24 protein-coding genes are annotated in these 24492 nt (G+C 70.3%); 10 read left to right on the top strand and 14 right to left on the bottom strand.

Going from position 1 to position 24492, the window contains the following annotated elements:
• The 3 genes from glnII to ABD830_RS50000 form a co-directional block, all read right to left on the bottom strand.
• A partial coding sequence (gene glnII, locus ABD830_RS50010; RefSeq protein WP_345002659.1) for a glutamine synthetase GlnII occupies positions 1 to 795 on the bottom strand: 795 nt, incomplete at its 3' end.
• A gap of 193 nt (positions 796 to 988) precedes the next feature.
• Positions 989 to 3988, bottom strand: coding sequence for an AAA family ATPase (locus ABD830_RS50005; protein WP_345002658.1), 3000 nt, complete (start codon positions 3986 to 3988; stop codon positions 989 to 991).
• Positions 3989 to 3998: 10 nt separating this feature from the next.
• Positions 3999 to 4679, bottom strand: coding sequence for a hypothetical protein (locus ABD830_RS50000; protein ID WP_345002657.1), 681 nt, complete (start codon positions 4677 to 4679; stop codon positions 3999 to 4001).
• Between the two features lie 262 nt (positions 4680 to 4941).
• Between ABD830_RS50000 and ABD830_RS49995 the strand changes: the two genes are divergently transcribed.
• Positions 4942 to 5277, top strand: coding sequence for a carboxymuconolactone decarboxylase family protein (locus ABD830_RS49995; RefSeq protein ID WP_345002656.1), 336 nt, complete (start codon positions 4942 to 4944; stop codon positions 5275 to 5277).
• A 59-nt stretch (positions 5278 to 5336) separates the two neighbouring features.
• Positions 5337 to 6086 (top strand): SDR family NAD(P)-dependent oxidoreductase, encoded by a 750-nt coding sequence (locus tag ABD830_RS49990; protein ID WP_345002655.1) that lies wholly within the window; start codon positions 5337 to 5339, stop codon positions 6084 to 6086.
• A gap of 125 nt (positions 6087 to 6211) precedes the next feature.
• Here ABD830_RS49990 and ABD830_RS49985 read toward each other — a convergent pair whose 3' ends face one another.
• Positions 6212 to 7420: an ABC transporter ATP-binding protein gene (locus tag ABD830_RS49985; RefSeq protein ID WP_345002654.1), complete on the bottom strand. Its 1209-nt coding sequence runs from the start codon at positions 7418 to 7420 to the stop codon at positions 6212 to 6214.
• Positions 7421 to 7599: 179 nt separating this feature from the next.
• On the opposite strand from ABD830_RS49985, the gene ABD830_RS49980 reads away from it, so the two are divergent.
• Positions 7600 to 8658, top strand: coding sequence for a LacI family DNA-binding transcriptional regulator (locus tag ABD830_RS49980; protein ID WP_345002653.1), 1059 nt, complete (start codon positions 7600 to 7602; stop codon positions 8656 to 8658).
• A 6-nt stretch (positions 8659 to 8664) separates the two neighbouring features.
• Here the strand turns inward: ABD830_RS49980 and ABD830_RS49975 are convergent, their stop codons facing one another.
• A complete protein-coding gene (locus ABD830_RS49975) occupies positions 8665 to 9054 on the bottom strand; it encodes a hypothetical protein (protein ID WP_345002652.1) in 390 nt (129 codons plus the stop codon).
• 17 nt (positions 9055 to 9071) lie between these two features.
• Positions 9072 to 9848: an SDR family oxidoreductase gene (locus tag ABD830_RS49970; protein WP_345002651.1), complete on the bottom strand. Its 777-nt coding sequence runs from the start codon at positions 9846 to 9848 to the stop codon at positions 9072 to 9074.
• Between the two features lie 70 nt (positions 9849 to 9918).
• Here ABD830_RS49970 and ABD830_RS49965 point away from each other — a divergent pair, with 70 nt between their 5' ends.
• Positions 9919 to 12663, top strand: a complete 2745-nt coding sequence (locus ABD830_RS49965) for a helix-turn-helix transcriptional regulator (protein ID WP_345002650.1) — start codon at positions 9919 to 9921, stop codon at positions 12661 to 12663.
• Between the two features lie 2 nt (positions 12664 to 12665).
• Positions 12666 to 13553, top strand: a complete 888-nt coding sequence (locus ABD830_RS49960) for an alpha/beta fold hydrolase (protein WP_345002649.1) — start codon at positions 12666 to 12668, stop codon at positions 13551 to 13553.
• 4 nt (positions 13554 to 13557) lie between these two features.
• On the opposite strand, the gene ABD830_RS49955 is transcribed toward ABD830_RS49960, so the two are convergent.
• Positions 13558 to 14043 carry a glutathione peroxidase gene (locus ABD830_RS49955; RefSeq protein ID WP_345002648.1) on the bottom strand — a complete coding sequence of 162 codons (486 nt, stop codon included), beginning with the start codon at positions 14041 to 14043 and terminating at the stop codon, positions 13558 to 13560.
• Positions 14044 to 14466: 423 nt separating this feature from the next.
• Between ABD830_RS49955 and ABD830_RS49950 the strand changes: the two genes are divergently transcribed.
• Together ABD830_RS49950 and ABD830_RS49945 are read left to right on the top strand one after the other, a co-directional pair.
• Positions 14467 to 14928 (top strand): aggregation-promoting factor C-terminal-like domain-containing protein, encoded by a 462-nt coding sequence (locus ABD830_RS49950; RefSeq protein WP_345002647.1) that lies wholly within the window; start codon positions 14467 to 14469, stop codon positions 14926 to 14928.
• Between the two features lie 111 nt (positions 14929 to 15039).
• Positions 15040 to 15264, top strand: a complete 225-nt coding sequence (locus tag ABD830_RS49945; RefSeq protein WP_345002646.1) for a hypothetical protein — start codon at positions 15040 to 15042, stop codon at positions 15262 to 15264.
• Positions 15265 to 15270: 6 nt separating this feature from the next.
• Here the strand turns inward: ABD830_RS49945 and ABD830_RS49940 are convergent, their stop codons facing one another.
• The gene (locus tag ABD830_RS49940; RefSeq protein ID WP_345002645.1) at positions 15271 to 15918 is read right to left on the bottom strand and encodes a TetR/AcrR family transcriptional regulator; all 648 of its coding nucleotides are present in this window, start codon (positions 15916 to 15918) and stop codon (positions 15271 to 15273) included.
• A gap of 86 nt (positions 15919 to 16004) precedes the next feature.
• Between ABD830_RS49940 and ABD830_RS49935 the strand changes: the two genes are divergently transcribed.
• A complete protein-coding gene (locus ABD830_RS49935; RefSeq protein ID WP_345002644.1) occupies positions 16005 to 17117 on the top strand; it encodes a ferritin-like domain-containing protein in 1113 nt (370 codons plus the stop codon).
• Between the two features lie 4 nt (positions 17118 to 17121).
• On the opposite strand, the gene ABD830_RS49930 is transcribed toward ABD830_RS49935, so the two are convergent.
• Complete coding sequence (locus tag ABD830_RS49930) at positions 17122 to 18438, bottom strand: sensor histidine kinase (RefSeq protein ID WP_345002643.1); 1317 nt, start codon at positions 18436 to 18438, stop codon at positions 17122 to 17124.
• A 53-nt stretch (positions 18439 to 18491) separates the two neighbouring features.
• Positions 18492 to 18968 carry a nucleoside deaminase gene (locus tag ABD830_RS49925; protein WP_345002642.1) on the bottom strand — a complete coding sequence of 159 codons (477 nt, stop codon included), beginning with the start codon at positions 18966 to 18968 and terminating at the stop codon, positions 18492 to 18494.
• A gap of 295 nt (positions 18969 to 19263) precedes the next feature.
• Between ABD830_RS49925 and ABD830_RS49920 the strand changes: the two genes are divergently transcribed.
• Complete coding sequence (locus ABD830_RS49920) at positions 19264 to 21045, top strand: ABC transporter ATP-binding protein (protein ID WP_345002641.1); 1782 nt, start codon at positions 19264 to 19266, stop codon at positions 21043 to 21045.
• Positions 21042 to 22871, top strand: coding sequence for an ABC transporter ATP-binding protein (locus ABD830_RS49915; RefSeq protein WP_345002640.1), 1830 nt, complete (start codon positions 21042 to 21044; stop codon positions 22869 to 22871). The genes ABD830_RS49920 and ABD830_RS49915 overlap by 4 nt, the downstream gene beginning before the upstream one ends.
• Before the next feature lie 5 nt (positions 22872 to 22876).
• Here the strand turns inward: ABD830_RS49915 and ABD830_RS49910 are convergent, their stop codons facing one another.
• The 4 genes from ABD830_RS49910 to ABD830_RS49895 form a co-directional block, all read right to left on the bottom strand.
• On the bottom strand, positions 22877 to 23299 hold the full coding sequence (locus ABD830_RS49910) for a hypothetical protein (protein WP_345002639.1): 423 nt from the start codon (positions 23297 to 23299) through the stop codon (positions 22877 to 22879).
• Positions 23300 to 23410: 111 nt separating this feature from the next.
• Positions 23411 to 23740, bottom strand: coding sequence for a hypothetical protein (locus tag ABD830_RS49905; RefSeq protein ID WP_345002638.1), 330 nt, complete (start codon positions 23738 to 23740; stop codon positions 23411 to 23413).
• Positions 23741 to 23790: 50 nt separating this feature from the next.
• A complete protein-coding gene (locus tag ABD830_RS49900; protein WP_345002636.1) occupies positions 23791 to 24126 on the bottom strand; it encodes a DUF202 domain-containing protein in 336 nt (111 codons plus the stop codon).
• Positions 24127 to 24137: 11 nt separating this feature from the next.
• Complete coding sequence (locus ABD830_RS49895; protein ID WP_345002634.1) at positions 24138 to 24464, bottom strand: YidH family protein; 327 nt, start codon at positions 24462 to 24464, stop codon at positions 24138 to 24140.
• Between the last annotated feature and the right edge of the window lie 28 nt (positions 24465 to 24492).

Raw genomic sequence — 24492 nt, 5'->3', positions numbered from 1 at the left:
GTCGGCGCCGTACTGGGAGACGTGCTCCATCGGCTTGTCACCCTCACCGAGCGCCTCGCAGGCGGTGATGATGGCGTCGTAGTTCTCGCGCATGGCCTTGGTCGAGAAGTTGGTGTGCGCGCCGGCGCCGTTCCAGTCGCCGCGGGCGGGCTTGGCGTCGAGGGTGGCCTCGACGCCGAACTCCTCGGCGGTGCGGTAGAGCAGGTAACGGGCGACCCACAGGTGGTCGGAGACCTCGACCGGACCCGCCGGGCCAACCTGGAACTCCCACTGGCCGGGCATGACCTCGGCGTTGATGCCGGAGATCTTCAGGCCGGCGGCGAGGCAGCGGTCGAGGTGGAGCTCGACGATCTCGCGTCCGAACACGGCCTCGGCGCCCACGCCGCAGTAGTAGTGGCCCTGCGGGGCCGGGAAGCCGCCCTCGGGGAAGCCGAGCGGGCGGCTGCCCTTGAAGAAGGTGTACTCCTGCTCGATGCCGAACCAGGAGTCCTGCTCGGCAAACTTCTCGGCGATCGGGCGGAGCAGGGCGCGGGTGTTGCTGACGTGCGCCTCGCCGTTGATCTCCTCGACCTCGGACAGGACGAGGACGTTGTCACCGCCGCGGATCGGGTCGGGGCAGACGAACACGGGGCGGAGCACGCGGTCCGACGAGTGGCCCTCGGCCTGGTTGGTGCTGGACCCGTCGAAGCCCCAGACCGGCGGCTCGGCCCCGTCGGCGAGGATCCTCGTCTTCGAGCGCAGCAGAGCGGTCGGCTCGGTGCCGTCGATCCAGATGTACTCAGCCTTGTAGCTCACGGCGGTCCTTTTCTCGGGGTGTTTCACAGCCACGCCGAGTCTTATGGACGGCCGTTTCCCGGTTTTTGCCCATATGTGAACGCCGTGTTAATCAGGGCCGACCTGTGTTAACGCTGGTGTACCGCGCAGGCCCGCCCGCCGCCGACGATGGCGTGGTGCCGTGGCACCACGCCATCGTGTCAGGGCCGTCGTGTCAGGTACGTCCCTCCGTCCCGTTGCCGTCGTAGCCGAGCAGCCGCATGGCCGTGTCCGGGTCCATCGCTGCCGCCAGGAGTTGGGCACGGGCATGGGCCTGGTCGCGTTCGCGTTCGGCCTTGGCCTGCGCCGCGCGTACCCCCTTGATGGCCACGAGCGCGAGCCCGGCGCCCACGATCACCGCGACGACCACCACGAACAGCAGGAGCAGCAGCCCGGGCGAGGCCACGGCCGAGGCCGTCGCGTTCGGGCCGCCGCCCGCCACCGTGCCCGTGACCGCGAGCGCCGCGATGATGGACAGCGCCACCAGCCCCAGCAGGCTCGCGACGACCAGCCAGACCCGGCCCGCACGCCGGCGCCGCCCGGAAGCCGGGGCGGGAGGCGGGGCGTGAGGCGGGGCGGGAGCGTCCGTGGGCGGGCCGACCACGACGGACACGGGCGCGGACGCGGGAGGAGACGCCGCCCACGGCACGAACTCGGGCCGGTCGGACGGCTCGACGGACCCGGCAGGGACGGCAGCAGCGGCCACCCCGGGAACGACGGGCGACGCCTGCAGCGGAGCCGGCGGCGCCGTGAGCTGGACGGCGTGCACGCCGGGACCGCCGTAGCCGACCGGCTGCAGCTCCACCGGCTCCTCCGCCGGCCCGGGCAGGTCCCGCTCGATGCGGCTGTGCTCCTTGTGCGCCCTGGCCGCGTCCCGGTGATAGTCCTCCAACTCGTGGTAGAGCTCGTCGGAGCCGTAGATCGTGCCGTCGATGAGCGGACCCGGCTCCCTGCGGATGATCGCCACCACGTCGTCGCCGTTGAGCGTCTTGTGCGTCTCCAGCGCGTGCGCCACGCAGAGCACCTCCCTGCGGTGCTCCTGCAGCAGCTCCTGGGTCTGCTCCAGCAGCCGCACCAGGTTGAACTCGATCCGCTCCCCCAGCACGTCGGGGGTCAGGTCCTGGTCGCGCCTGGCCGGCTCCCTGTCGGTGATGCCGATGGAGCCGCCGGGGCGGGACTTGCGCATCGCCTTGCCGCCCATGATCTCCAGCTCCTGGAGTGCGGGCAGCGAGGTGACGCCGGTGCCCATCCCCCAGTACGACTCCATCATGGCGGTCAGGTACGTGGCCGAGTACAGGTCGCCGGAGACCCCGGAGGAGTTGTCCTCGCCGAAGAACATCCGCTCGCCGGCCAGCGAGGCCAGGGAGACCATGATGTCGGCCTCGTGCTCGGACTTCCACCTGGTGAACTGGTCCTCCGGCTTGATCGAGGCGACCATGCCCAGGTAGTCGGCGCCCTTCTCGATGGTGGCGATGTCGATCTCGAGGTGGAAGCGGGTCACGTACGCCACGACGGCGTGGCACGCCTCGTGCACCGCCACGGCGTGCCGCTCGCGCTCGATGTACTCGACGTCCTCGGGCGGCCCGAGCTGCTTGAGCCGCTTGGCCCGCAGCACGTCCGACCAGGTGATGACCTCGCGGCCGTCCCTGATGGCGGTGATCAGGGACTCGTTGACCAGGTCCTTGATCGTGGCGCCGGTGGCGTACGGGGTGATCGTGGCCAGTTTGTCGATCTGCTCCGGGGTCAGCTCATGCCACACCTTGTCGAAATAGCCCTGGTACGTACGCACCCGGCCCGCCTTGGACGGGTAGCCGACCTTGTAGATGCGGTCGATACGGCCCGGCCGCAGCAGCGCCTCGTCGAGGGCGTCGGGCCGGTTGGTGGCCATCATGACGAGGATGCGGTACTTGGGCGGCGGCTTGGGCCGCATGCCGAGCACCCGGCGCACGAGCCGGTTGAAGAACCCGCGCGGCTTCTTGAGCCCGGACAGCTCGGTGAGCAGGGCCTGCAGCGTGCCGGGGTCGCCGCTGTTCATCATGCCGCCGCCCATGACGAAGCGGTTGCGCCGGCCCGGCTCCTCGCCGGCGTCGCGGGCGCCGCGGAAGGCCAGCATCTGGCGGGTCTCCTCCGACAGGTAGTTGAGCCCGTGGCAACCGTGGGAGCCCGACAGCCCGGAGAAGCCGCCCTGTCCGGGCGGGCCCTGCTGCGCGAGCCGGCCGCGCTTGCCGAGGGAGTCGGCCTCGTCGAAGAAGACGATCACGCCGCCGTACCTGAGCGCCAGCTTGCGCAGCTTCCTGAACAGCGACTTGACCTTCAGGATGCCGATGCCCATGAACATGTTCGTGAACGCACCCGGATCCACGAACACGTACGGCTTGCCCGTCTCGCCCGCCACGGCCTCGGCCATGAGGGTCTTGCCGGTGCCGGGCGGCCCCCACAGCAGCAGGCCGCTGGGGACGTACCCGCCGCGCCGCTCGATCTCGTCGGGGCGTTCCAGGAAGACGATGTTCTCCCGGACGCGCTCGACCACGTGGTCCTGCCCCCACACGTCCTGGAAGCGGGTCTTGATGTCGTCGGGGAAGTACGTCTCCACGCCGCCTCTGGACAGGAACCAGAACAGGCCGACGAACTGGATGATGACCACGAAGAACAGGAAGACGATCTGGATCAGGAACGGCATCGCGTTCCAGAGCAGCGTCGGCGCCTGCATCACCGCCACGAACGGGCTGACGTCCAGCACCGCCCCCAGCACCAGCGCGGTCAGCACGATGAAGAAGGCGACCTTGAGTGCGCGCGAGAGGCGGTATCTCGTCCAGTCGTCGAAGCGGCGGTGCGTCCAGCGCTCGAACCCGCCGAAGACCCGGTGACTCCAGAAACGGTGGTAGGCCGACCAGTGCTCGCTGACGAAGAAGTGCAGCTGCCGCACGACCTCCACGCCGAGCAGCCAGAAGATCCACTGGTACGCGTACGCGATCGCCTGCGCGGCCTCGGGGAACGTGGCGACGCCCGCGAAGTCGGCCATCACCTTCCACGTGAGGATGAGGTACGCGGCCACCAGGGCGATGAGGAACTTGCTCCGATCCCAGAACTGCATCTTCTTCCTGGTCACGGATTCGGGATCGGAGGGCCCGCTGCCGGGGGCACGCAGCCCTTCATGGTGAATGGTCGTGGTCAATGGTGCTCCCTCATCCAGGCAGCCGGAGCAGCTTGAACGTACTCTCGATCTTGTCGAACTCGGCGGCGCGCTTCCTGAAGCAGGCGGACTGGCAGCCGATGAGCATGACGGAGACCGTGGCGCCCTTCTCGTCGAGGATGGCGGTGTGGTCGAACGTCTGGACGTCGTTGCCGATCTGGTAGTTGAAGCGGACCCGGACCCCCCTGGCGCCGTCGTCCAGGGTCAGGACCTCGTCGTTGAGGAGCTCGAAGTTCCGGAACATCGGCGGCTGACCCGTCGCCACGGCCTGCTGCGTGTAGAGCTCACGCATCTGATCCGTCACCGGCAGCACGAAGTCGCGCAGCCTGTTCAGCGAGATCGTGTCCCGCTGCTCCTCCGTGAGCTGGTGAACGGTGGCGTAGACGAACGGATCGGTCGAGCCGAGCAGATGGTCGACCGACGGCTCCGCGGACTGGTCGAAGGCCGTCGACCAGACCCGCTGGGCCCGGACCAGCGCCGCCGCCGAGTTCGGGTGGTCGCCGGACAGGTACATCTCGATGGGATCGGCGTTGAGCTGCGTGAACGAGGAGGGCACCTTGAAGTAGGTGGTGCCCGCCCTGTCACGTACGTAGTGGAAATCGGGCTGTCCGGCGCACGCGGACAGCATCAGGATCGCGACCGTGACCGCGATCAAACCCCGTGCCTTTTTCACCAGGGCTTACCTCCGCTTTACGGACCAACGGAGTTGTTGTGCCCGCTTTCAGGCTGAATGAGCCCGGCGCACGGTTAAAAATCTTGACCAAATCTTGGCCGTCCATTGGCTTTACTTGTTACAGATCAATTTCGGTCCTTGTGGCCGGGGCGTCGCGGTCCGTGACAGGGGATGACTACAACGTTCATGCAACCCCCATTGGTTCAACTCAGGAAGTAGCGAAAGATATGAGGATCCCTTCCGACCGCCCCGGGAGCGCGCGATGAAAGAACCGGCAATGGAGACCGTCGATTCCTTCGGGCTGGCCGCGGAACGGCAGTTCGCCGATCTCTGGTCGAGGGAGGTCCTCTCGGTGAAGGAACGTCGCCTGCTCCTTCTCGGGCTGCTCGTCGGCCAGGGACTCCACGACCAGGCGGACCTCCACCTCGACGCCGCGCTGCGGGCCGGGGAGCTCACCGAGACGGAGCTGCGCGAGGTGGTCGTCTTCCTGACGCACTACGCGGGCTGGGCACGGGGCAGCAAGCTGAACGACCAGGTCGAAGAGCTGATCGAGCGGGTCAGGCGGGCTCGATCCGACAGAGAGGGCCCCGCAGGCTGAGCGCGTGGAGCGCGACGCGTCGCACGCCGCCCGTCCTCGCCCGGCGTTAGGGTTCTGGCATGCCTACCGCATTGATCACCGGCCCGGCCTCCGGCATCGGCGCCGCCTTCGCCCGGCGGCTGGCCGCCGACGGCTTCTCACTCGTCCTGGTCTCCCGCGACGAGCGCCGGCTCTCCGAGAGCGCCGACCAGCTCAAGCTCAGGTACGGGGTCGCCACCGAGGTGCTGCCCGCCGACCTCGGCACCGAGGAAGGGCTGGCCAGGGTCGAGTCCAGGGTCGCCGACGGCGTCGACCTGCTGGTGAACAACGCCGGTTTCGGACACCCGGGCCGCTTCACCGAGGTGCCCGTCCAGGACGAGACGCGCATGCTCAAGGTGCACTGCGAGGCCGTGCTCAGGCTGACGCTGGCCGCGCTGCCCGGCATGCGGGAGCGCGACCGGGGCGCGATCGTCAACGTGGCGTCCGTGGCGGCGTTCTTCACGCACGGCACGTACAGCGCGTCCAAGGCGTGGGTGGTGAACTTCAGCGAGTCCGCCGCGAACGAGGTGGGCAACCCGCGCATCAAGATCATGGCGCTCTGCCCCGGCTTCGTGCGGACCGAGTTCCACCAGCGGGCCTCGATGGACACGACGGGGATCCCCGACTTCCTCTGGCTGAAGGCCGACGACGTGGTGCGGGAGGCGATGCGCGATCTGGCGCTGGGCAAGCGCGTGTCGGTGCCCGACCTGCGCTACAAGGCCATCGTGGCGCTCGGCAAGTACGTGCCGCGCAGCGTGCAGTCCCGCGTGTCGGCGAGCCTCGGCCGCTGAGACCGTACCGGATCCTGCCACGGCGGCGGCGAAGAGAACGGGCCCCCGCCGCGGGAGGGGGTCGCGGTGGGGGCCCGAGCGGCCGTGAGCTGGGCTCACGACCGGGAACGAGAAGACAGTGGCGTTTAGCGGTTGGCCTCGTGGCCGATCGCGAGGCCGCTGGCCGGGTCGAAGAAGTGCAGGTTGTGCGTGTCGACGACCAGGTCGATGTTCTGGCCGGGACGGACGTGGCTGCGGGCGTTGACGCGGGCGGTCCACAGGGACTTGTCGCCCACCAGCGGCAGCGCCGCCTCGTCGTCGTCGTTGTCCTGCGCGGCCGTGGTGTCGGCGTGCTCGACCGGCGGGGCGTCGATCAGGAACAGCACGTTGATCTCGGAGCCCAGCTCCTCGGTGACCTCCGCCTTGACCGGCAGCGTGGCCCAGCCGTTGGCGTGGTTGCCGGCGGAGGCCGCGTCCTCGAAGTCGGACGGGCGGATGCCGAGGATGATCTTCTTGCCGATGTACTGGTCGAGGCCCGGCTTCTCGGAGAAGGTCGAGTCGGGGATCGACAGCTTGATGTCGGCGAAGGTCACAGCGGCGCCGCCGTCGCGGACCAGCTCGGCGGTGACGAAGTTCATCGAGGGCGAGCCCATGAACCCGGCCACGAACAGGTTGACCGGCTTGTCGAACAGGTTCTGCGGGGTGTCGACCTGCTGGAGCAGACCGTCGCGGAGCACGCAGACGCGGTCGCCGAGGGTCATGGCCTCGACCTGGTCGTGCGTGACGTACACGGTGGTGACGCCGAGGCGCTCGTGCAGCGTGTTGAGCGAGGCGCGCATGGAGACGCGGAGCTTGGCGTCGAGGTTGGACAGCGGCTCGTCCATGAGGAAGGCCTGCGGCTCACGCACGATGGCGCGGCCCATGGCGACACGCTGGCGCTGACCACCGGAGAGGGCGGCCGGCTTGCGCTTGAGGTACGTCTCGAGGCCGAGCATCTTGGCGGCCTCGTTGACGCGCTTCGAGATCTCCGCCTTGGGCATCTTGCGGAGCTTGAGGCCGAAGGCGAGGTTCTCCTCGACCGTCATGTGGGGGTAGAGCGCGTAGTTCTGGAAGACCATCGCGATGTCGCGGTCTTTGGGCGGCAGGTGGTTGACCACCTTGTCGCCGATGGCGATCTCGCCGCCACTGATGTCCTCGAGGCCCGCGATCATCCGGAGCGCGGTCGACTTACCGCAACCGGAGGGGCCGACCAGCACCATGAACTCGCCATCCTTGATCTCAAGGTTGAGCCCGTTCACAGCCTTTACGCCACCGGCGTAGACCTTGTCGACGTTCGTCAGAACGATGGATGCCATGACATTCCTTCGCGCTCCAGGGCGGGGGTGCCCGGATGGTATTGCCGTGACCCACTCACGTGGATACGTTTTCAAGCATCTCACCCGAAACGGACATCGGTGTCAAGGGTTACCGCGTGACCAGCCGTTGTGGATCCCGTGACTTCCCGTTTTCCGGAAACCATGATGGAATCGTTTCCATGGAGAAGCGGGCGACGATCAAGGACGTGGCCGAGGCGGCGGGTGTGGGCGTCGCGACCGTGTCCCGGGTGCTGTCGGGCGGCTCGGCCAGCCCGGCGACCAGGGAGCGCGTCCTCGCCGTCGCCGCCCAGCTCGACTACCGCCCCAGCGCCCTCGGCCGTAACCTGCGCCAACGCCGCACGGGCGGCATGGGCCTGCTCGTCCCCGACCTGACGGACACCTTCTACGGCCAGCTGGCGGAGGGCGTGCTCGCCTGCGCCCGATCGGCCGGCGAGCCCGTCGTGCTCGGCTCCACGGGCGGCGACCCGGAGCAGGAGGCCGACCTGATCGGCATGCTCCTGGAACAGAGCGTGGACCGCCTGATCGCCGTACCGTCGGGCGACGCGGAGACCTGGGCGCCCGCGATCCGCGCGGGCATGACAGTGATCTTCGCCGACCGCCTCCCGGTCCTGTCGTCCCACGAGGACGTCGGGGCGGCGGCCATCGCCGACCTCATGGCCCTCGACGGCCTCTCCCCCGCCCCGCAGACGCGCCCGCTGGACGTGCCCGCCGTGCTGGCGGACGACCGGGCCGGCATCCGCACGGCCGTGCGCTACCTGCGCGGCCTGGGCCACAGGCGCATCGCGTTCCTCGGCGGGCCCGGCCAAGACCGCCGGGTGGCCGCGTTCAGGGAGGCGGTGGGCTCGCCGGTGGACGAGGAGCTGGTCGTGTTCGGCACCGGCAGCCGCGACTCCGCCTACGCCGCCGCCTCGGGCCTCTTCCAGACCCGCCCCGACCTGTCGGCCGTGGTCGCCGGCGGCAACGTGCTGGGGGAGGCGGCGGTGCTGGCGGCCAGGGAGCTGGACCTGCGGGTGCCGCGGGACGTGTCGCTGGTGATGTACGACGACGTGCCCTGGGCCGAGCTGTGCGCCCCTCCCCTGACGGTGATCGCCCAGCCGGGCAGGGACATGGGCTACCGGGCGGCGGAGCTCGTGCTCCGGGCGGGGTCCAGGAGACCGCGCAGCGTGATCCTGCCGACGGAGCTCATCATCAGGGGCAGCTGCGGCCCTCGCCGGTAACGGGGGTCAGCGGTCGAACCACCGCCCCGCCGGGGGCGTGAGCAGCGGGATGACGACCGCCAGCGGGAAGAGCACGCGGGGCAGCACGCCGGCCCAGCCGACGTCGCCGTCGATCGCTACGATCGCGAGGAGAGCAGCCGCCGAGACCACCTCGACGGCGACGGCGCCCCAGCGCACCGGCTTCCTCCGCGACGGCCAGCGGGACAGCAGCCAGCCCTCGAGCGACGTGATGGCAACCTGGAAGAGCAGCAACGGGATGAACGCGGCGCCCACGGAAGCCAAGGCGATCACGCTGAAGGCGACGCCCGCGATGCCGAACGCTACCTGGAGGGTCAGGACGAACCTGGCGGCCCGCACGGGGACCGGCATGCGCTCGGCCCGGAGGACATCTGCCACACGATCATTTTGCTTGATCACGGGACCCAGCGGCGGAATCCGCCCTCGGAGTTGATCACCTGCCCGGTGATCCAGGCCGCCTCGTCGGAGGCGAGCCAGCGGACCAGCCGGGCCACTTCCTCCGGCCGCCCCCAGCGCCCCGCCGGCAGGGCCCGGCCGACGTGCCGGGTGAGCTCGGGGTCGGCCCAGCCGGTGTCGACCGGTCCCGGGTTGACGGTGTTGACGGTGATGCCCCGGTCCGCGAGCGCGTCGGCGAGGCTGAGCGTCATCTGCTGGATCGCGCCCTTGCTGATCGCGTACGGCAGCTCGCCCGGCATCGGGGCCAGATGCTGGCCGGAGGTGAACAGGATGACCCTCCCACCTGGACGCCGGTCGTCGTGCTGGGCCGCGAACGCCTTCGTCAGCAGCGCGCTGGCCCGGGCGTTCACCGCCCACGACAGGTCCAGCTCGGCGGCCGTCAGCTCCTCCAGCGACTGCCTGCAGCTGCGCGCGTGGTTGGCGACCAGCACGTCCACGTGCCCGAACCTGGTGACCGCCTGCTCCATCACCCGCGCGGGCGTCTCCGGATCGGCGAAGTCGGCCTCGACGTGGTGCAGCCGGTCGCCGACGCCGCCCAGCGACTCCAGCACGCCGTCCATGCCCGCGGGGTCGCTGCCCCACGGCATCTCGGCGTCGTGCGGGGTCCACGACTGCACCAGCACTCTGGCACCGGTCGCGAGCAGCTCTTGCGCGATGGCGTACCCGATGCCGATCCGCCTGCTCACGCCGGTCACGACGGCAACCCTCGACTCCATCCGAGCATCCTCTCCGATGCCCGGTTCCGGCGTCGAAGGGTTTTCCGAGCTGCCAATACAGTGTTCTGTTGTGCTTTACGGCAGAACGGTGGAGATCGCCGCACTCGATGACGTGATCGCCCGGGCGCTCGGCGGCAGTGGGAGCGCTCTGGTGCTGCGCGGCGAGGCGGGCGTGGGCAAGACGGCCCTGCTGGACCTGGCGGCCTCGCGGGGCGGCGCCATGCGGGTGCTGAGGACCACCGGCGTGGAGCCGGAGTCGGACCTGGCGTTCGCGGCGCTGCACCAGCTGCTGCGGCCGGTGATGGGCCTGCTGGACACGCTGCCGCAGCCGCAGCGCGACGCCGTGCGCGGCGCGCTCGGGCTGGCGGCGTCCGGCGACCGGTTCCTGCTCGCGGCCGGGGTGCTGTCGCTGCTGGCCGAGGCGGCGGTGCCGGACGGGCTGATCTGCGTGGTCGACGACTTCCAGTGGGTGGACCGGGCGTCGGCCGACGCGCTGCTGTTCGCGGCCAGGCGGCTGGGCACCGAGCGCGTCGCGATGCTGCTCGCCGTACGCGGGGACACGCCGGTGAAAGGCCTGCCGTCGGTGAACGTCGGCGGCCTGGACGATGACGCCGCCGCCGAGCTCCTCTCGGCGCGGACCCCGATGAACGGCGGCGCCGGGCGAGCGCAGGCCGGCGGCGCGGTTTCCGATCGGGTGCGGCGCGATCTCGTCGTGCTGACCGGGGGCAACCCGCTGGCCCTGCGCGAGACGGTCGGGCGGCTGACGCCCGGACAGCTCGCCGGGCGCGAGCCGCTCCCCGACCCGCTGCCCGGCGGGAGGCAGCTCTTCGGCGAGCAGGTGGCCGCGCTGTCCGCCCCGGCGCGGCTGCTGGCCCTCGTGGCCGCCGTCGAAGGCGACCTCGATCTCGTGCTCCGCGCCGCCGACCGGCTGGGCGCGAGCCGGACGGCGCTGGGCGTGAACCGGGCGGGGCTGGGCGCGAGCCGGGCGGCGCTGGACGAGCTGGAGTCCGCCGGGCTGGCGACGGCCTCGGGCGCGCACGTACGTTTCCGCCACCCCCTCGTCCGGTCGGCGGTGTACGAGAGCGCGGCCCCCGCCACCCGCCGGGAGGCGCACGCGGCCCTGGCGGAGCTGACGGACGGCGACCGCCGGGCCAGGCACCTGGCCGAGGCCGCGCTCGGCCCTGACGAGGCCGTCGCCACCGCGCTGGCCGAGAGCGCGGCGCGGGCCCGCGACCGCGGCGGGTACGGCGACGCCGCCACCGCTCTGGCCAGGGCCGCCGAGCTCACCCCCGCGCCTCTCACCCGAGCCGGACGCCTCAAGGACGCCGCCGTGAACGCCTGGCTCGGAGGCCGGCCGGGCCAGGCGGAGTCCCTGCTGGCCGAGGCGCGCGAGCACGCGGGCTCGGACGCCGCGCTGTCGATGGAGCTCGCCCAGCTGCGGGGACGGTTCGAGCTCAACTCCGGCGACGCCGCCGAGGCCGTGCGGATCCTGCGGGCAGGCAAGAGCCTGAGCATGCTGGCCGACGCGGCGGAGGCGGCCTCGTACGTGGGTGACACGGCGGCCATCGTGGAGATCGGGCGGCAGGCGGCGGCGTTCCCCAAGGGGTTCCTGCGCGACGTGGTCGTGGGCATCGGCGCGATGCTCGACGGCGCCGGCGGGCACGACCTGCTCAGACGGGCGCTCGGGCAGGTGGCGGAGCTGGGCGAGCCGGCGGAGCTCATGTGGGCGTCGGCCGCGGCCAGCTATCTGGGCGAGGCCGACCTGGCGGCCGAGCTGATCGAGCGGGCCGGGCGGCTCGCCAGGATGTCGGGGATGGTGGGACAGCTTCCCGTGGTGCTGGAGTTCGTGGCCACGGCGGAGCGGATCGCCGGACGGCTCGCCGAGAGCCAGGCGATCGCCGAGGAGGGGCTCGAGCTGGCCCGCGAGGCGGGGTACACCAACACGGTGGCGGCGCACCTGGCCAACCTCGCGGTCGTGGCGGCGCTGCGCGGCGAGGAGGAGGCCTGCCGCCGGCACGCCCGGGACGCGCTGGCCATCGTCATCCCCCATCGGGTGGGCATGCGCGCCGGGACGGCCGCGTACGCGCTGGCCATGCTCGACCTGGGCCTGGGCCGGTACGCCGCGGCGCACGAGCGCTTCACCGCGATCGTGGCCGCCGGTCCCGGGGCCGGGAATCCGACCGTGGTGTGGCGTTCGACGCCCGACCGCATCGAGGCCGCCATGGGGGCGGGCGACCGGGAGGCGGCGCTGGCGGCGCTGGAGGCGTACGAGCGCTGGTCGGCACACGCGGGCACGCCGGAGTCACGTGCCCTCCTCGCCCGCTGCCGCGCGCTGGTGGCGGCGGACGACGCCGGCGACGGGCCGCCGGCCGCCTTCGAGGAGGCGCTGCGGCTGCACGTCAACCCTTTCGAGTCGGCCAGGACAGGGCTGCTGCTGGGCGAGCGGCTGCGCCGGGCGCAGCGGCCCGGGGAGGCGCGCAGGCACCTGCGGGCGGCGTACGAGACGTTCCAGGGGGCGGGAGCGGAGCCGTGGGCGCGGCGGGCTCGCGGCGAGCTGCGGGCGGCGGGCGAGAGCGCGCAGGCCCCGCGCAACGCCGCGCTCGACGCGCTGACGCCCCAGGAGCTGCGGATCGCGGGCCTGGTCGCGGACGGCCTGTCCAGCAAGGAGATCGCCGCCCAGCTCTTCCTCAGCCCCCGTACGGTCGAATACCACCTGTACAAGATCTATCCGAAGCTCGGCATCGGGACCCGTACCGAACTGGCGCGCCTAGTAGTCCTACGGAAGGCACCGGTAACTCCCCAGGACATGCTTTGAGCATGCAACCGAACATCTGGAGTGAAGAGTTCGGCGCCGCGACCGACGCGCCGATCGTGCTGGTGATGGGGTCGATGTCGCAGGGCGTCCTGTGGCCGGACGAGTTCGTCGGCAGGCTGACCGCCGGCGGGCGCCGGGTGATCCGGTACGACCACCGCGACACCGGCAGGTCCGACACCGTTGACTTCGAGAAGGAGCCGTACACATGGGACGACATCAAGAACGACCTGCTGCGCGTGATGGACGCACATGGTCTGGAGAGCGCGCATCTGGTGTGCCACTCGGCGGGCGGGCTGCTCGGGCAGCTGGTCGCGGTGGAGCGGCCGGAGCGCGTGCGGACGCTCACCGTCATCGGCTCCTCGCCGCTCGGCGGCGGTGAGGGCGCAGTGATCGTGCGGGCCCTGATGGGCGAGCCCCAGCCGGAGGGCAGCCTGCCGGAGCCGGCCCCGGAGTTCGTGGCGTTCTACCAGGGGCTGTTCACCGCCCCGCCGCCCGGCGACCGGCGCGAGCAGATCGACCGCATGATCGCGGAGCAGCGCGTGCTGCACGGGACCGGGCTGCCGTTCGACGAGGACGCCGCCCGCCGGCTGCAGGAGCGCATCCTTGACCGGGCCCGCGACCTCGCCGCGGTGGCCAACCACCGCCTGGCCGCCATGGCCAGGCCGGACTTCGAGCCGGTGGGCGTGCTGGACCGGGTGAAGGCGCCGACCCTGGTCATCGAGGGCACCCACGAGCCCGCCAAGCCGGGCCACGGGGCGATCATCGCGGACCGGATCCCCGGGGCGCGGCTGCTCATGGTGGCGGGCATGGGGCACACCCTTCCGCCGGAGGTGCACGAGGAACTGGCCGAGGCCGTCCTCGCGCACACGGCGGACCAGCTCGAGCGGTGAAGCTTCAGAGCAGTTTCTCGATGGCCGACGTGACGGCCGGGTCGTCCGGCGTGGTGCGGGGGCGGAAGCGCGCCACGGCCTTGCCGTCCCGGTCCACGAGGAACTTCTCGAAGTTCCACTGGACGTCGCCCGCCTCGCCCTGCTCGTCGGGCGTCCGCGTCAGCTCGGCGTAGAGTGGGTGCCGGTCCGGGCCGTTGACGTCGGCCTTCTCCAGCAGCGGGAAGTCCACCCCGTACGTGGTGGAGCAGAACTCCTGGATCTCCTCCGCCGCGCCCGGCTCCTGGCCGGCGAACTGGTTGCACGGCATGCCGATCACCGTGAAGCCGCGGGGGCCGTACTGCTCCTGGAGCTGGACCAGGGCGCCGTACTGCGGGGTCAGGCCGCATCGCGAGGCCACGTTGACGACGAGCACGGCCTTGCCGGCCGCCAGCTCCCCCAAGGTGGTGGGGGCGTCGTCGAGGGTGCGGAGCTGGATGTCACTGAGGCTCATGTCCCGACCCTACAGAAGGACGTTCGAGCCGCGGGCCGCCGCCCCGGCGCTACGCAGCGTGACCGGTACCCGCTCTGCGCGCCCGGGCAAACCCCATACTTCGTCACGCCTTTCGGCAAGCCCGGCCCACGCGCGGAACGGGGCGGGCAAGGGCGGGGGCGCGAGACAGGTTCATGTGCGCAACGATCCCGCAAACACCTCTCCACCGCGTGTCGAGATGGAGGACCCACGGTGACTGTCCGTAATAGGAATCGTGCTAGAGGACACGTCGCGGCGCCTTCCGGGCCGCCCAGCATGATCGGGCGGTGTACGGATTCCCGGGGGGCCGCGCGGACCCTCCGCGCCCGAGCCACGGACGCGGACCGGCAAGGGCGCCGCTGGAATGCGGGCCTGTCCGCACGCGACCCGATAGCTAGGATCGACTTGGACAGCAAACGCGCCCTCAGTGGCACACTCATCTTCGTCACCACGTTCACCGCGATCAACGTGATCGACACCCCGGCAGCCTGGGCCAAGCGCCCGCCCGTGGTCAGGACCAAGACGTGGACGACATCGGCTAAGCCCAAGATCCCGGTGGCGATGCCCAACAGGAACAAGAGGATCGCGCTGGACCAGGTGGTCCAGCGATCGTGGAACCTTCAGGAGTTCCGCTGCCTGGACAACCTGTGGACCAGGGAAAGTGGCTGGAACCACCACGCATATAACCGCTCGTCCGGCGCGTACGGCATCCCGCAGGCACTGCCCGGGGGCAAGATGCGAGGCGCCGGCAGCGACTGGAAGTCCAACCCGGAGACGCAGATCCGGTGGGGACTCGCCTACATCAAGGGGAGGTACGGCAGGCCTTGCGGCGCCTGGGGACATTGGAGATCGCACAACTGGTACTGAGCACGATAGCTGGAGGGCAACCGGGGCGAACGCCCGCCGGTTGCCCTCCCTGTTTGCGCTGAGGCCGAACCTGCTTGACCACCGCCCGGAGTCCTGGGCGAGGATGGCGCTGTGCCGATCACCAACTGGCTCGCCCTCGCCGGCCTCCTCCTGTGGCTGGGCTACGAGACCGCGCTCCGCCGCCGTACCGACCACCCGAGTGGTGGCGGCGACACCGACCGGGGCAGCACGCTGCTGCTGGTCGCCGCGTACACCCTGGCCATCGTGCTGATCATCGTGCTGGGCCTGGCGGGCGTGGGGCGCCGCGCCGCCAGGCTCGTCCCGTTCGTGTATTGAGAGCCGCTACCGCGTGCCCTCCCGGCGCGCCGCGTGCACCGAGATCGCCTGGATCAGCAGCTCGAGCCCGAACTCGAACTCCGCCTCGTGGTCACACTGGTCCAGCAGCGGCGCCAGCGCACTGACCTCGGGGAAGAGCGCCGGATCGACACTCTCGGCCTTGACCAGACGGTTGTGGACAGGCGCGAACGTGGGCGTCACCCCGACCTCCCGCAGCAGCGAGCCCACGATGTACGCGATGAACATCCGCAGCATCCTGACCGCGTCGGCCCCGTCGAACCCGGCGCTGCGCAGCGTCGCGAGCGCCCGCTCGACCGGCAGCAGCCCGGCCGTGGAGTGGAGCTGGCGGCTGACCACGAGCATGGTGGAGCGAGGGTGGTCGTGCGCGATCTGCCGGAACGCCCGCGCCTGCGTGCGCACCCGATCGCTCCAGTGGGCGTCGGGGTCGTCGGTGAACTCGATCTCGCTCAGCACCGCCTCGGCCACCCCGTTGAGCAGGGCGTCCTTGTTGGGCACGTGGTTGTAGAGGGACATCACGCCGACGCCGAGCTCGGCCGCGATGCGCCGCATGGAGACCGCGTCGGCGCCCTCGCGTTCGATGAGGTCGATGGCCGCGGCGACGATGCGGCCCCGCGACAGTGGCTCCGTGGGCATGCTCCATTGTATTGACGCACGTACGGCGTACGTGCAAGTCTCACAGCGTGGACGTACGGTGTACGTAACCCCCCCTCGGAGGTCCGATGTCGACGCACGATCTCTACACCATCCCCACAGAGCTCTCCACCTGGGACGTCGAGATGTCCGGCGCGAGCCGGTTCACCTGGGAGTACGACGACGGCAGGGATCGGATGCTGGCCCTGTACCAGAAGGGCAAGGACAAGCAGTGGGACTCGACCAAACGCATCGACTGGGACATCGAGGTCGATCCGTACGACGTGCTCGGCATCCCCGACCAGACCATCGCGATCTACGGCACCCCGCTCTGGGAGCGGATGAGCGAGCAGACCCGTAAAGAGGTACGGCGGCACGGCGCGGCGTGGCAGTTCTCCCAGTTCCTGCACGGCGAGCAGGGTGCGATGATCTGCTCGGCCAAGATCGTGGAGTCGGTCCCCGACCTCGACTCGAAGTTCTACGCGGCCACGCAGACGATGGACGAGGCCCGCCACGCCGAGACGTACGCGCGCTTCCTCCAGGAGAAGGTGGGCCTGGCCTACCCGATCAACGAGCACCTCAAGGCCCTGCTCGACAGCACGCTGAGCGACTCGCGCTGGGACATGCCCTATCTCGGCATGCAGGTGCTGATCGAGGGGCTGGCGCTGGCGGCGTTCGGGGTGATGCGCGACATCACGACCAAGCCGCTGCCCAAGCAGATCCTCGCGTACGTGATGCAGGACGAGGCGAGGCACGTGGCGTTCGGCCGGATGGCGCTGCGCGACTATTACCGCAACCTGTCGGAGGGCGAGCGGCGCGAGCGCGAGGACTTCGTCATCGAGGGGTGCTACCTGATGCGCGACCGGCTGCGGGGCCGCGAGACCTGGGAGAATCTGGGCCTGTCGAAGCCCGAGGTCGAGGAGGCCATGGAGGCCACGGAGCACTCGGACTACCTGAAGCTGTTCCGGTCGCTGCTGTTCAGCCGGATCGTGCCGTGCGTGAAGGACATCGGGCTGTGGAGCCCTCGGTTGCAGCAGGCGTACGCGGAGATGGGCGTGCTGGAGATGGCCGGCCAGTCCCTGGAGGCGCTGATGCGGCAGGACGAGGAGATCGCCGACAAGCTGGACGCGGAGCGGTTCGCGCAGGAGGAGGCCGAGCGGCACGCCGAGGTGGCGGAGACCGTCGAGCTGGGCAGCTCCTGATCCCCTAGTCGCGAGGCAGGCGCAGGACGAGCCGGGTCTGCGGTCCGCCGTCCCCGATCTCCAGCGTCCCCCCGTGGGCTCTGGCGATGTCGCGGGCGATCGGGAGCCCCAGCCCGCTCCCCCCGCTGTCGCGCGACCGGGTCTGGTCGAGCCGGGTGAACCGCTCGAACACCCGCTCCCGCATCTCCACGGGTATGCCCGGCCCGTCGTCCCGCACCTCCACCACGGCCTGGTTCCCTTCGCCCCGAGCGGAGACCCACACCCGGGTGTCGCCGTACCGGTCGGCGTTGGCCAGGAGGTTGGTCAGCACTCGGCATAGCCGCAGCCGGTTCCCCCGGACGAAGAGCTCCGGCTCCACGTCCATGGTCAGTGGGAGCCGCGAGGGACGCCGCGCGACCTCCTCCTCGACCAGCACCCCCAGATCGAACCGCTCTTTGGCCGTCTCCGCCCCCGCGTCCAGCCGGGCCATCAGCAGCAGGTCGTGCACGATGTCCGACAGCCGCTGCGCGTCGTCGTACGCCGCCTGCCAGTCGGCCGCGTCCGGGTACGCCATCCCCGCCTCCAGCCGGACCATGAGGGCCGTGATCGGCGAGCGCAGCTCGTGGGAGGCGTCCGAGACGAAGTGCCGGTTGCGTTCCACGGCGTCCTCCAGCCGCGCCAGGGTGTCGTTGACCGTGACGGCCAGCTGGGCGACCTCATCCTGCGTGTCGGGCACGTCGACGCGCCGGCTCAGGTCCTGGCCGCTGATGCGTTCCAGTCCTGACCTGATCCGCTCCACGGGGGCCAGCACGCGACCGGTCCCGTACCAGGCGCCCCATCCCAGCAGCGCCACGATCACCGCCGCCGAGCCGGACAGCAGCACAGGCAGGAACGGCGAGCGCAGCAGGAACGGCTCGCGCATGGCGGCGTAGGCGACCACGGACCCGTACACGCTGGCGGAGTTGCGTGTCCCCACCACGACCATGCATCCGCCGGGCGGGCACACCCTGGCCTGGACCCGCATGTCGTGACCGGTGGGCCAGGCCCGGGTGACGGGCGGCCGGCCGGCGAGCGCCGCGTTGGCGGCGAGCACGTGTCCGCCGCGGTCCACGACCTGCATGGTGACCACGCCCTTCATGGGCGGGATCGGGCCGGTGAACCGGTGCTCGCCGATGACGCCGGCGAGGTGGCGGCTGGCCTCGTCGGCCTGGTCGACGAGGTCGGCCCGCGCCCGCACCGGGTACGTCAGCGAGATCGCCAGCACCTGCGCGAAGACGACGGCGCCGAACACCACCACCGTCGCGATGGTCATCCGGGCCCTGATGGAGCGGCCGAACACCATGGTCCGTACTGTGTCACGGACCGAACAAACCCCAGGTAAAACGGCATACGCCGTCAGCTGAGGAAGCTGCGGCGGTGCAGCTCGCGCACCTCCTCGGCCAGCTCCGGCACCGGGCCCTCGACCAACACGCCGGGGGCGACCTCGTTGATCGGGAGCGTGCGTACGGGCGGCTGCGGCGCGCCGAGCTCCGACAGCCACGAGGCGAGCTGCTCCGACGACGACACGTACACGATGCGGCCCAGCCCCACCCAGGCGTGGGCGGCGGCGCACATCGGGCAGTGCTCGCCCGAGGTGTAGACGGTGGCGGCCGCCCGCTCGGCAGGCGTCAGGTGCGCGGCCGACCAGCGGGCCAGGGCGAACTCGGGGTGCTGGGTGTTGTCGCCGGAGGCCACCCGGTTGTGGTCCTCGGCCAGGACGGTCCCGTCGCCCGAGACCAGCACCGAGCCGAACGGCTCGTCCCCTACTTCCAGCGCCTGAGTGGCCAGTTCGACACAGCGCCGCAGGTGCGGCATCTCCGATTCCGTGATCATGAGGCACTCATTCTAGAGGTGGCGAAGGTGAGCACGGCCGCGCAGCAGTAGGGGCGTCGACCACCCACTGGAGGTCGGCGAGGTGTGGGGCCCCCGTGCCGCGTCCGATGGCGGGCAGGGCCACGTTCACAATCGTGACGTCGAGCAGGACAAAGAAGATTCCTGCACACATCACAACGAAGGTAGCGGTCCTCCGAAAATTCATGATGTTTCACTATTTCCGCACGTCACGGAGAGGAAACCTCGCGCCGAGGCTACTGAAAATCGGTTGATCCCACGTATTAGCCTAGATGGGATGCCTCCCGATACGCGCATACCTCGCCGTCCCCTGCTCTCCTCCAACTCCCTGTGGCGGATGAAGTCCTACCTCCGCCCGTACGCCGTCAGGCTGATCCTCATCTGGCTGGTCGCCGTCGTCACGATCGCCGCCGGGATCTCCATGCCCCTCGTCAGCGAGAAGGTCATCGACGGCCCGATCCTCCATGGCGATCACGGAGCATTACTCCCGCTCGGGCTGCTGGCGCTCGGCGTGGGCGCCCTCGAAGCGTTCCTGATCTTCTTCAGGCGCTGGTCGCAGATCACGCCCGTGCTGGGGCTCGAGACCCGCATCCGAGACGACCTCTACGAACACCTGCAGCGCCTGCCGATGGGATTCCACGGCGACTGGCAGTCCGGCCAGTTGCTGTCGCGGGCCACGACCGACCTGTCCACCATCCGCCGCTTCCTCGGCTTCGGCATGCTCTTCCTGGTCATGAACGTGCTCCAGCTGATCACGGTGACCGTGCTGCTGCTGAACAAGTACTGGCCGCTGGGCCTGCTCGTCGCGGCCTCGGCCGTGCCGATCGTGTGGACCTCCCTCCGCTTCGAGAAGCGCTACATCAAGGTCTCCCGCCAGGTCCAGGACGAGCAGGGCGACCTCGCCACGCTCGTCGAGGAGTCGGCCATCGGCATCCGGACGATCAAGGCGTTCGGCCGCCGTCACCACGTCTACGACACCTACGACGACGCCGCGCTGAAGGTCTACGGCACCTCGATGGACAAGGTGCGCCTGTCGGCGAAGTTCTTCGCCTTCCTCGAGGTCATCCCCAACATCACGCTCGCCCTGGTGCTGCTGCTCGGTGCGCTGGCCGTCGGGTCCGGGGATCTCACGCTGGGCGGGCTGGTCGCGTTCACGACGCTGATGCTGCAGCTGGTCTGGCCGATCGCGAGCCTCGGCTACATCCTGGCCATGGCACAGGAGGCCATGACCTCCGCCGACCGGGTCATGGAGGTCATGGACACCGTGCCGTCCATCGAGGGCGGCGCCGAGACCGTCGACAGGCCGCGCGGCCACCTGCGCTTCGAGGGCGTCGGGTTCCACTTCCCCGGCTCCGAGCAGCCGGTGCTGCGCGACGTCTGGCTGGACGTGCGGCCCGGTGAGACGGTCGCCATCGTGGGCGCGACCGGCTCGGGCAAGACCACGCTGACCGCGCTGGTGCCCCGGCTGATCGACCCCACCGAGGGGCGCGTCACGATCGACGGCCACGACGTGCGCGACCTGACCCTGCCCACCCTGCGCTCGGTGGTGGCCACCGCGTTCGAGGAGCCCACGCTGTTCTCGATGAGCGTGCGCGAGAACCTCACCCTCGGCCGGCTCGACGCCACCGAGGAGGAGCTGGCCGCGGCCATCCAGACCGCGCAGGCGATGTTCGTGTACGACCTGCCGTGGGGCCTCGACACCCGCATCGGCGAGCAGGGCCTGTCGCTCTCCGGCGGCCAGCGTCAGCGGCTCGCCCTGGCCAGGGCCGTGCTGAGCAAGCCGCGGATCCTCGTGCTCGACGACACCCTGTCCGCGCTCGACGTCGAGACCGAGGCGCTGGTGGAGGAGGCGCTGCGCCACGTGCTGCGTGACGCCACCGGCATCGTGGTGGCCCACCGGGCCTCCACCGTGCTGCTCGCCGACAAGGTGGCGCTGCTGCGCGACGGCACGATCACGCACGTCGGCCACCACAACGAGCTGCTGACCGAGGTGCCCGAATACCGCGAGCTGCTCGCGCAGGACGCCGACTTCGACTCCACGGAAGGAGCGCTGCGTTGACCGCCACCACGACCGACTGGCGCGGCGTCGCCTCCGAGGACCAGGACGAGCTGTCGGAGAAGGTCTCCGTGCTGCTGCGGGAACGTTCCCGCAGGCTGCTGGGCGACCTGCTCTCGCCGTACCGGAAGCAGATCGCGCTGCTGACGGCGATCATCGTCGTCTCCAATCTCGCGGGGCTCGCGATCCCCTACCTGGTCAAGGTGGGCATCGACGCGGGCATCCCGCCGATGCTGCGCGGCAGCGGCCCCGCCACGCTGCTGACGGTGGTCGGGGTCATCCTGGCCGCCGCGGTGACCCAGGCGCTGACCAGGCAGGCGTTCCTGCGGCTGTCGGGAAAGATCGGCCAGAGCATCCTGCTGGAGCTGCGCAGGAGGGTGTTCGACCACTTCCAGCGGCTGTCGCTGAGCTTCCACGAGAAGTACACCTCCGGCCGGGTCATCTCCCGGCTCACCTCCGACATCGAGGCCATCGCCGAGCTGCTCCAGTCGGGCTTCGACGGGCTGGTGACGGCGGTGCTGACGATGTTCGGCACGGCGGCGCTGCTGCTGGTGCTGGACGTCCACCTGGGCCTGGTGGCGCTGATCCCGCTGCCGCTGCTGCTGCTGTTCACCAGGTGGTTCCGGCGGCAGTCGGCGATCGTCTACCGGCGTACGCGGGAGACGGTGGCCCTGGTGATCGTGCACTTCGTGGAGTCGATGACCGGCATCCGCGCGGTGCAGGCCTTCCGCAGGGAGCCGCGTAACCAGGAGATCTTCCAGCAGCTCAACGACGACTACCGCGACGCGAACGCCCGGAGCATGCAGCTCATCGCGGTCTTCATGCCCGGGATCAAGCTGATCGGCAACATGACGGTCGGCGGCGTGCTCATCTACGGCGGCTACCTGGCCTTCAACCAGGAGGTCACGGTCGGCGTGCTGGCCGCGTTCCTGCTGTACCTGCGGCAGTTCTACGAGCCGATGCAGGAGATCAGCCAGTTCTACAACACGCTCCAGTCCGCCGGCGCGGCGTTGGAGAAGCTGTCGGGCGTGCTGGAGGAGGAGCCCTCCGTGCCGGAGCCGCGCAAGCCCGCGGCGCTGCCGCAGGGCAGGGCGCGCGGCAAGGTGCGCTTCGAGGGCGTCAGGTTCGCCTACGTCGAGGAGATGCCGATCCTGCCGCGCCTCGACCTGACCGTCCCGGCCGGGCAGAGCGTGGCGCTGGTCGGGGCGACGGGCGCGGGCAAGACGACGCTGGCCAAGCTGATCTCCCGCTTCTACGACCCCACCGACGGCCGCGTGCTGCTCGACGGCGTCGATCTGCGCACGCTGGACGAGCCGACGCTGCGCCAGGCCGTGGTCATGGTGACGCAGGAGAACTTCCTGTTCAGCGGTACGGTCGCCGACAACATCAGGTTCGGCCGGCCGGACGCCACCGACCGGGAGATACGCGAGGCGGCCAAGGCGATCGGCGCGCACGACTTCATCTCCGGCCTGCCCGACGGCTACGACACCGAGGTGGGCAAGCGCGGCGGCCGCATGTCGGCCGGTCAGCGCCAGCTCGTCGCCTTCGCCAGGGCCTTCCTCGCCGATCCGGCCGTGCTGATCCTGGACGAGGCCACCTCGAGCCTCGACGTGCCGAGCGAGCGGCTGGTGCAGCGCGCGCTCCGGACGATCCTGGCCGACCGGACGGCGCTGATCATCGCGCACCGGCTCTCGACGGTGGAGATCGCCGACCGGGTGCTGGTGATGGACCGGGGCGAGATCGTGGAGGACGGGCCGCCGGACCAGCTCGTCGCCGCCTCGGGCCGGTTCGCCGCGCTGCACCGGGCTTGGCTGGAGAGTCTCAGCTGAGCACCCTAGTGGTGGTGCGCCACGGCCACGGTGTTCGCGTACAGCTCATAACCGACGAACATCGCCAGCGGCACCCCGAGCGCGACTAATAACCGGCCGGGCAGGTTCGTCCGCGCCGCGGACACCCTGCCCGGCCGCCCGGCCGCCGGCGCGAAGACCGGCGCGGGCTCCGGCGCGGGGTCGGGGACGAGCTCCGGATGTCGCGCCAGGTACCCCGAGGGGAAGGACGTGACGCGGTACGCCCCGCAGTGCGGGCAGCAGGTGCCCGACCAGGGCGGCTGCACCGCCACTCCTGAGCTGAGCCAGATCTCTACGTCGTTGCCGTGGACGTCGGTGAGGTGTCTGACGACGAAATCCTCTTCCCAGACGTACAGGCAACGCAGGCATTCGAAAGGCCACGCCTCGCGGGTCTCGAACCCATCGGTCACAGGACCACCCCCGGCTTCAGTTCGCCGTCCGATCCTGAGTGTCCGCCGGGTCCCGCAGCCCCGCAAGACGGGGCTGTATGACACTTACCGTTATGAAATGCTCACCAAGTGTCAGGTTACTCGTTCATAGAAGAGCGGATACTTGACCGGGCTGCGCAGCGGCGCGTCGTCGGGCACCGGTGGGTGGGCCGGCGGGATCAACTCCGGATGGCGCGCCAGATAGCCGTCCGGGAACGTCGTGGCCTGCTGACTTCCGCAGCGCGGGCAGATGACGGCGCCCGGCGACGGCGGCAGCACGGGCAGCCCACCGCACAGCCAGATCAGGCACTCGTTCCCGTGACGATCACTGAAGTGCCTGACGAGGTACTCCTCTTCCCAGACGTGCCAGCAACCACGGCACTCGAAAGGTACGTTCCTGCGTTCTTCCTCCAACGAGGTCACCCCCTTACCTTTTGAGTTTGTGCCTCTTTATCCGGATATCGCAACCCATGTCACCGAACCACGAACACAAAAGTGAAGGCGCCCGCCACCACGCTCAGCGTGCCGAGCCAGGCGAGGAACACGTCGAGGCCGGGGTCCAGGGGCCTGCCGCCGTGCAGGGCCTCCTGCACGCGGCGCCACCGCACCCCGGTCCTGATGAGCAGCAGGCTGCCGCAGAGCGCGGCCAGCGCGAAGGCCGCGGCGGCGGGCAGGGGCAGACCCTGCCTGAGCGACAGGCCGGCCGCACCGAGGCCGCCGGTGCACAGCGCCACAGCCGTGCGCACCCAGGCCAGCCGGGTCCGCTCACTCTGCAGCCCGCTGTCCCAGATCTCCTTCTCCGGCGCCATCCCGATCGCGCTCAGGCTGCCAGGATGATCAGAATCAGGGCGATCACCGCCACCGCCGCCACGCCGTACCCGAAGACGGCCGCCAGCGCGGGCGGCGGCAGCGGCGCCTGCTGGCGCAGGGCACGCTGGATGTGACGCCAGCGCGGGTACGCCATGCCCGCGGCCAGCGCGGAGAGCGTCACGAGTATGACGGCCAGCGCAGTACGGATCCACGGCACGAACACGTGCGGCGGCACCGCCGCCATCGCCACTCCACCCGCGCTGAGTGCCAGCGCCGTGCTCAGCCAGGTGAGGAAGGTCCGTTCGTTGGCCAAGGTGAAACGCGGGTCGGGTTCCATGGGACAAACGCTAGTTCGTCCCCTTTTC

It is taken from the genome of Nonomuraea helvata (assembly GCF_039535785.1).
Classification (GTDB): domain Bacteria; phylum Actinomycetota; class Actinomycetes; order Streptosporangiales; family Streptosporangiaceae; genus Nonomuraea; species Nonomuraea helvata.
The sequence above is the reverse complement of the archived record's forward strand: the minus strand, read 5'-3'. Positions and strand labels throughout refer to the sequence as shown.

Coding starts and splice junctions, on each gene's coding strand:
- ABD830_RS49995 (WP_345002656.1), top strand. CDS start 4,942: ATGAAAGAACCGGCAATGGAGACCGTCGATTCCTTCGGGCTGGCCGCG.
- ABD830_RS49990 (WP_345002655.1), top strand. CDS start 5,337: ATGCCTACCGCATTGATCACCGGCCCGGCCTCCGGCATCGGCGCCGCC.
- ABD830_RS49985 (WP_345002654.1), bottom strand. CDS start 7,420: ATGGCATCCATCGTTCTGACGAACGTCGACAAGGTCTACGCCGGTGGC.
- ABD830_RS49980 (WP_345002653.1), top strand. CDS start 7,600: ATGGAGAAGCGGGCGACGATCAAGGACGTGGCCGAGGCGGCGGGTGTG.
- ABD830_RS49970 (WP_345002651.1), bottom strand. CDS start 9,848: ATGGAGTCGAGGGTTGCCGTCGTGACCGGCGTGAGCAGGCGGATCGGC.
- ABD830_RS49960 (WP_345002649.1), top strand. CDS start 12,666: ATGCAACCGAACATCTGGAGTGAAGAGTTCGGCGCCGCGACCGACGCG.
- ABD830_RS49955 (WP_345002648.1), bottom strand. CDS start 14,043: ATGAGCCTCAGTGACATCCAGCTCCGCACCCTCGACGACGCCCCCACC.
- ABD830_RS49940 (WP_345002645.1), bottom strand. CDS start 15,918: ATGCCCACGGAGCCACTGTCGCGGGGCCGCATCGTCGCCGCGGCCATC.
- ABD830_RS49935 (WP_345002644.1), top strand. CDS start 16,005: ATGTCGACGCACGATCTCTACACCATCCCCACAGAGCTCTCCACCTGG.
- ABD830_RS49930 (WP_345002643.1), bottom strand. CDS start 18,438: ATGGTGTTCGGCCGCTCCATCAGGGCCCGGATGACCATCGCGACGGTG.
- ABD830_RS49925 (WP_345002642.1), bottom strand. CDS start 18,968: ATGATCACGGAATCGGAGATGCCGCACCTGCGGCGCTGTGTCGAACTG.
- ABD830_RS49920 (WP_345002641.1), top strand. CDS start 19,264: ATGCCTCCCGATACGCGCATACCTCGCCGTCCCCTGCTCTCCTCCAAC.
- ABD830_RS49900 (WP_345002636.1), bottom strand. CDS start 24,126: ATGGCGCCGGAGAAGGAGATCTGGGACAGCGGGCTGCAGAGTGAGCGG.
- ABD830_RS49895 (WP_345002634.1), bottom strand. CDS start 24,464: ATGGAACCCGACCCGCGTTTCACCTTGGCCAACGAACGGACCTTCCTC.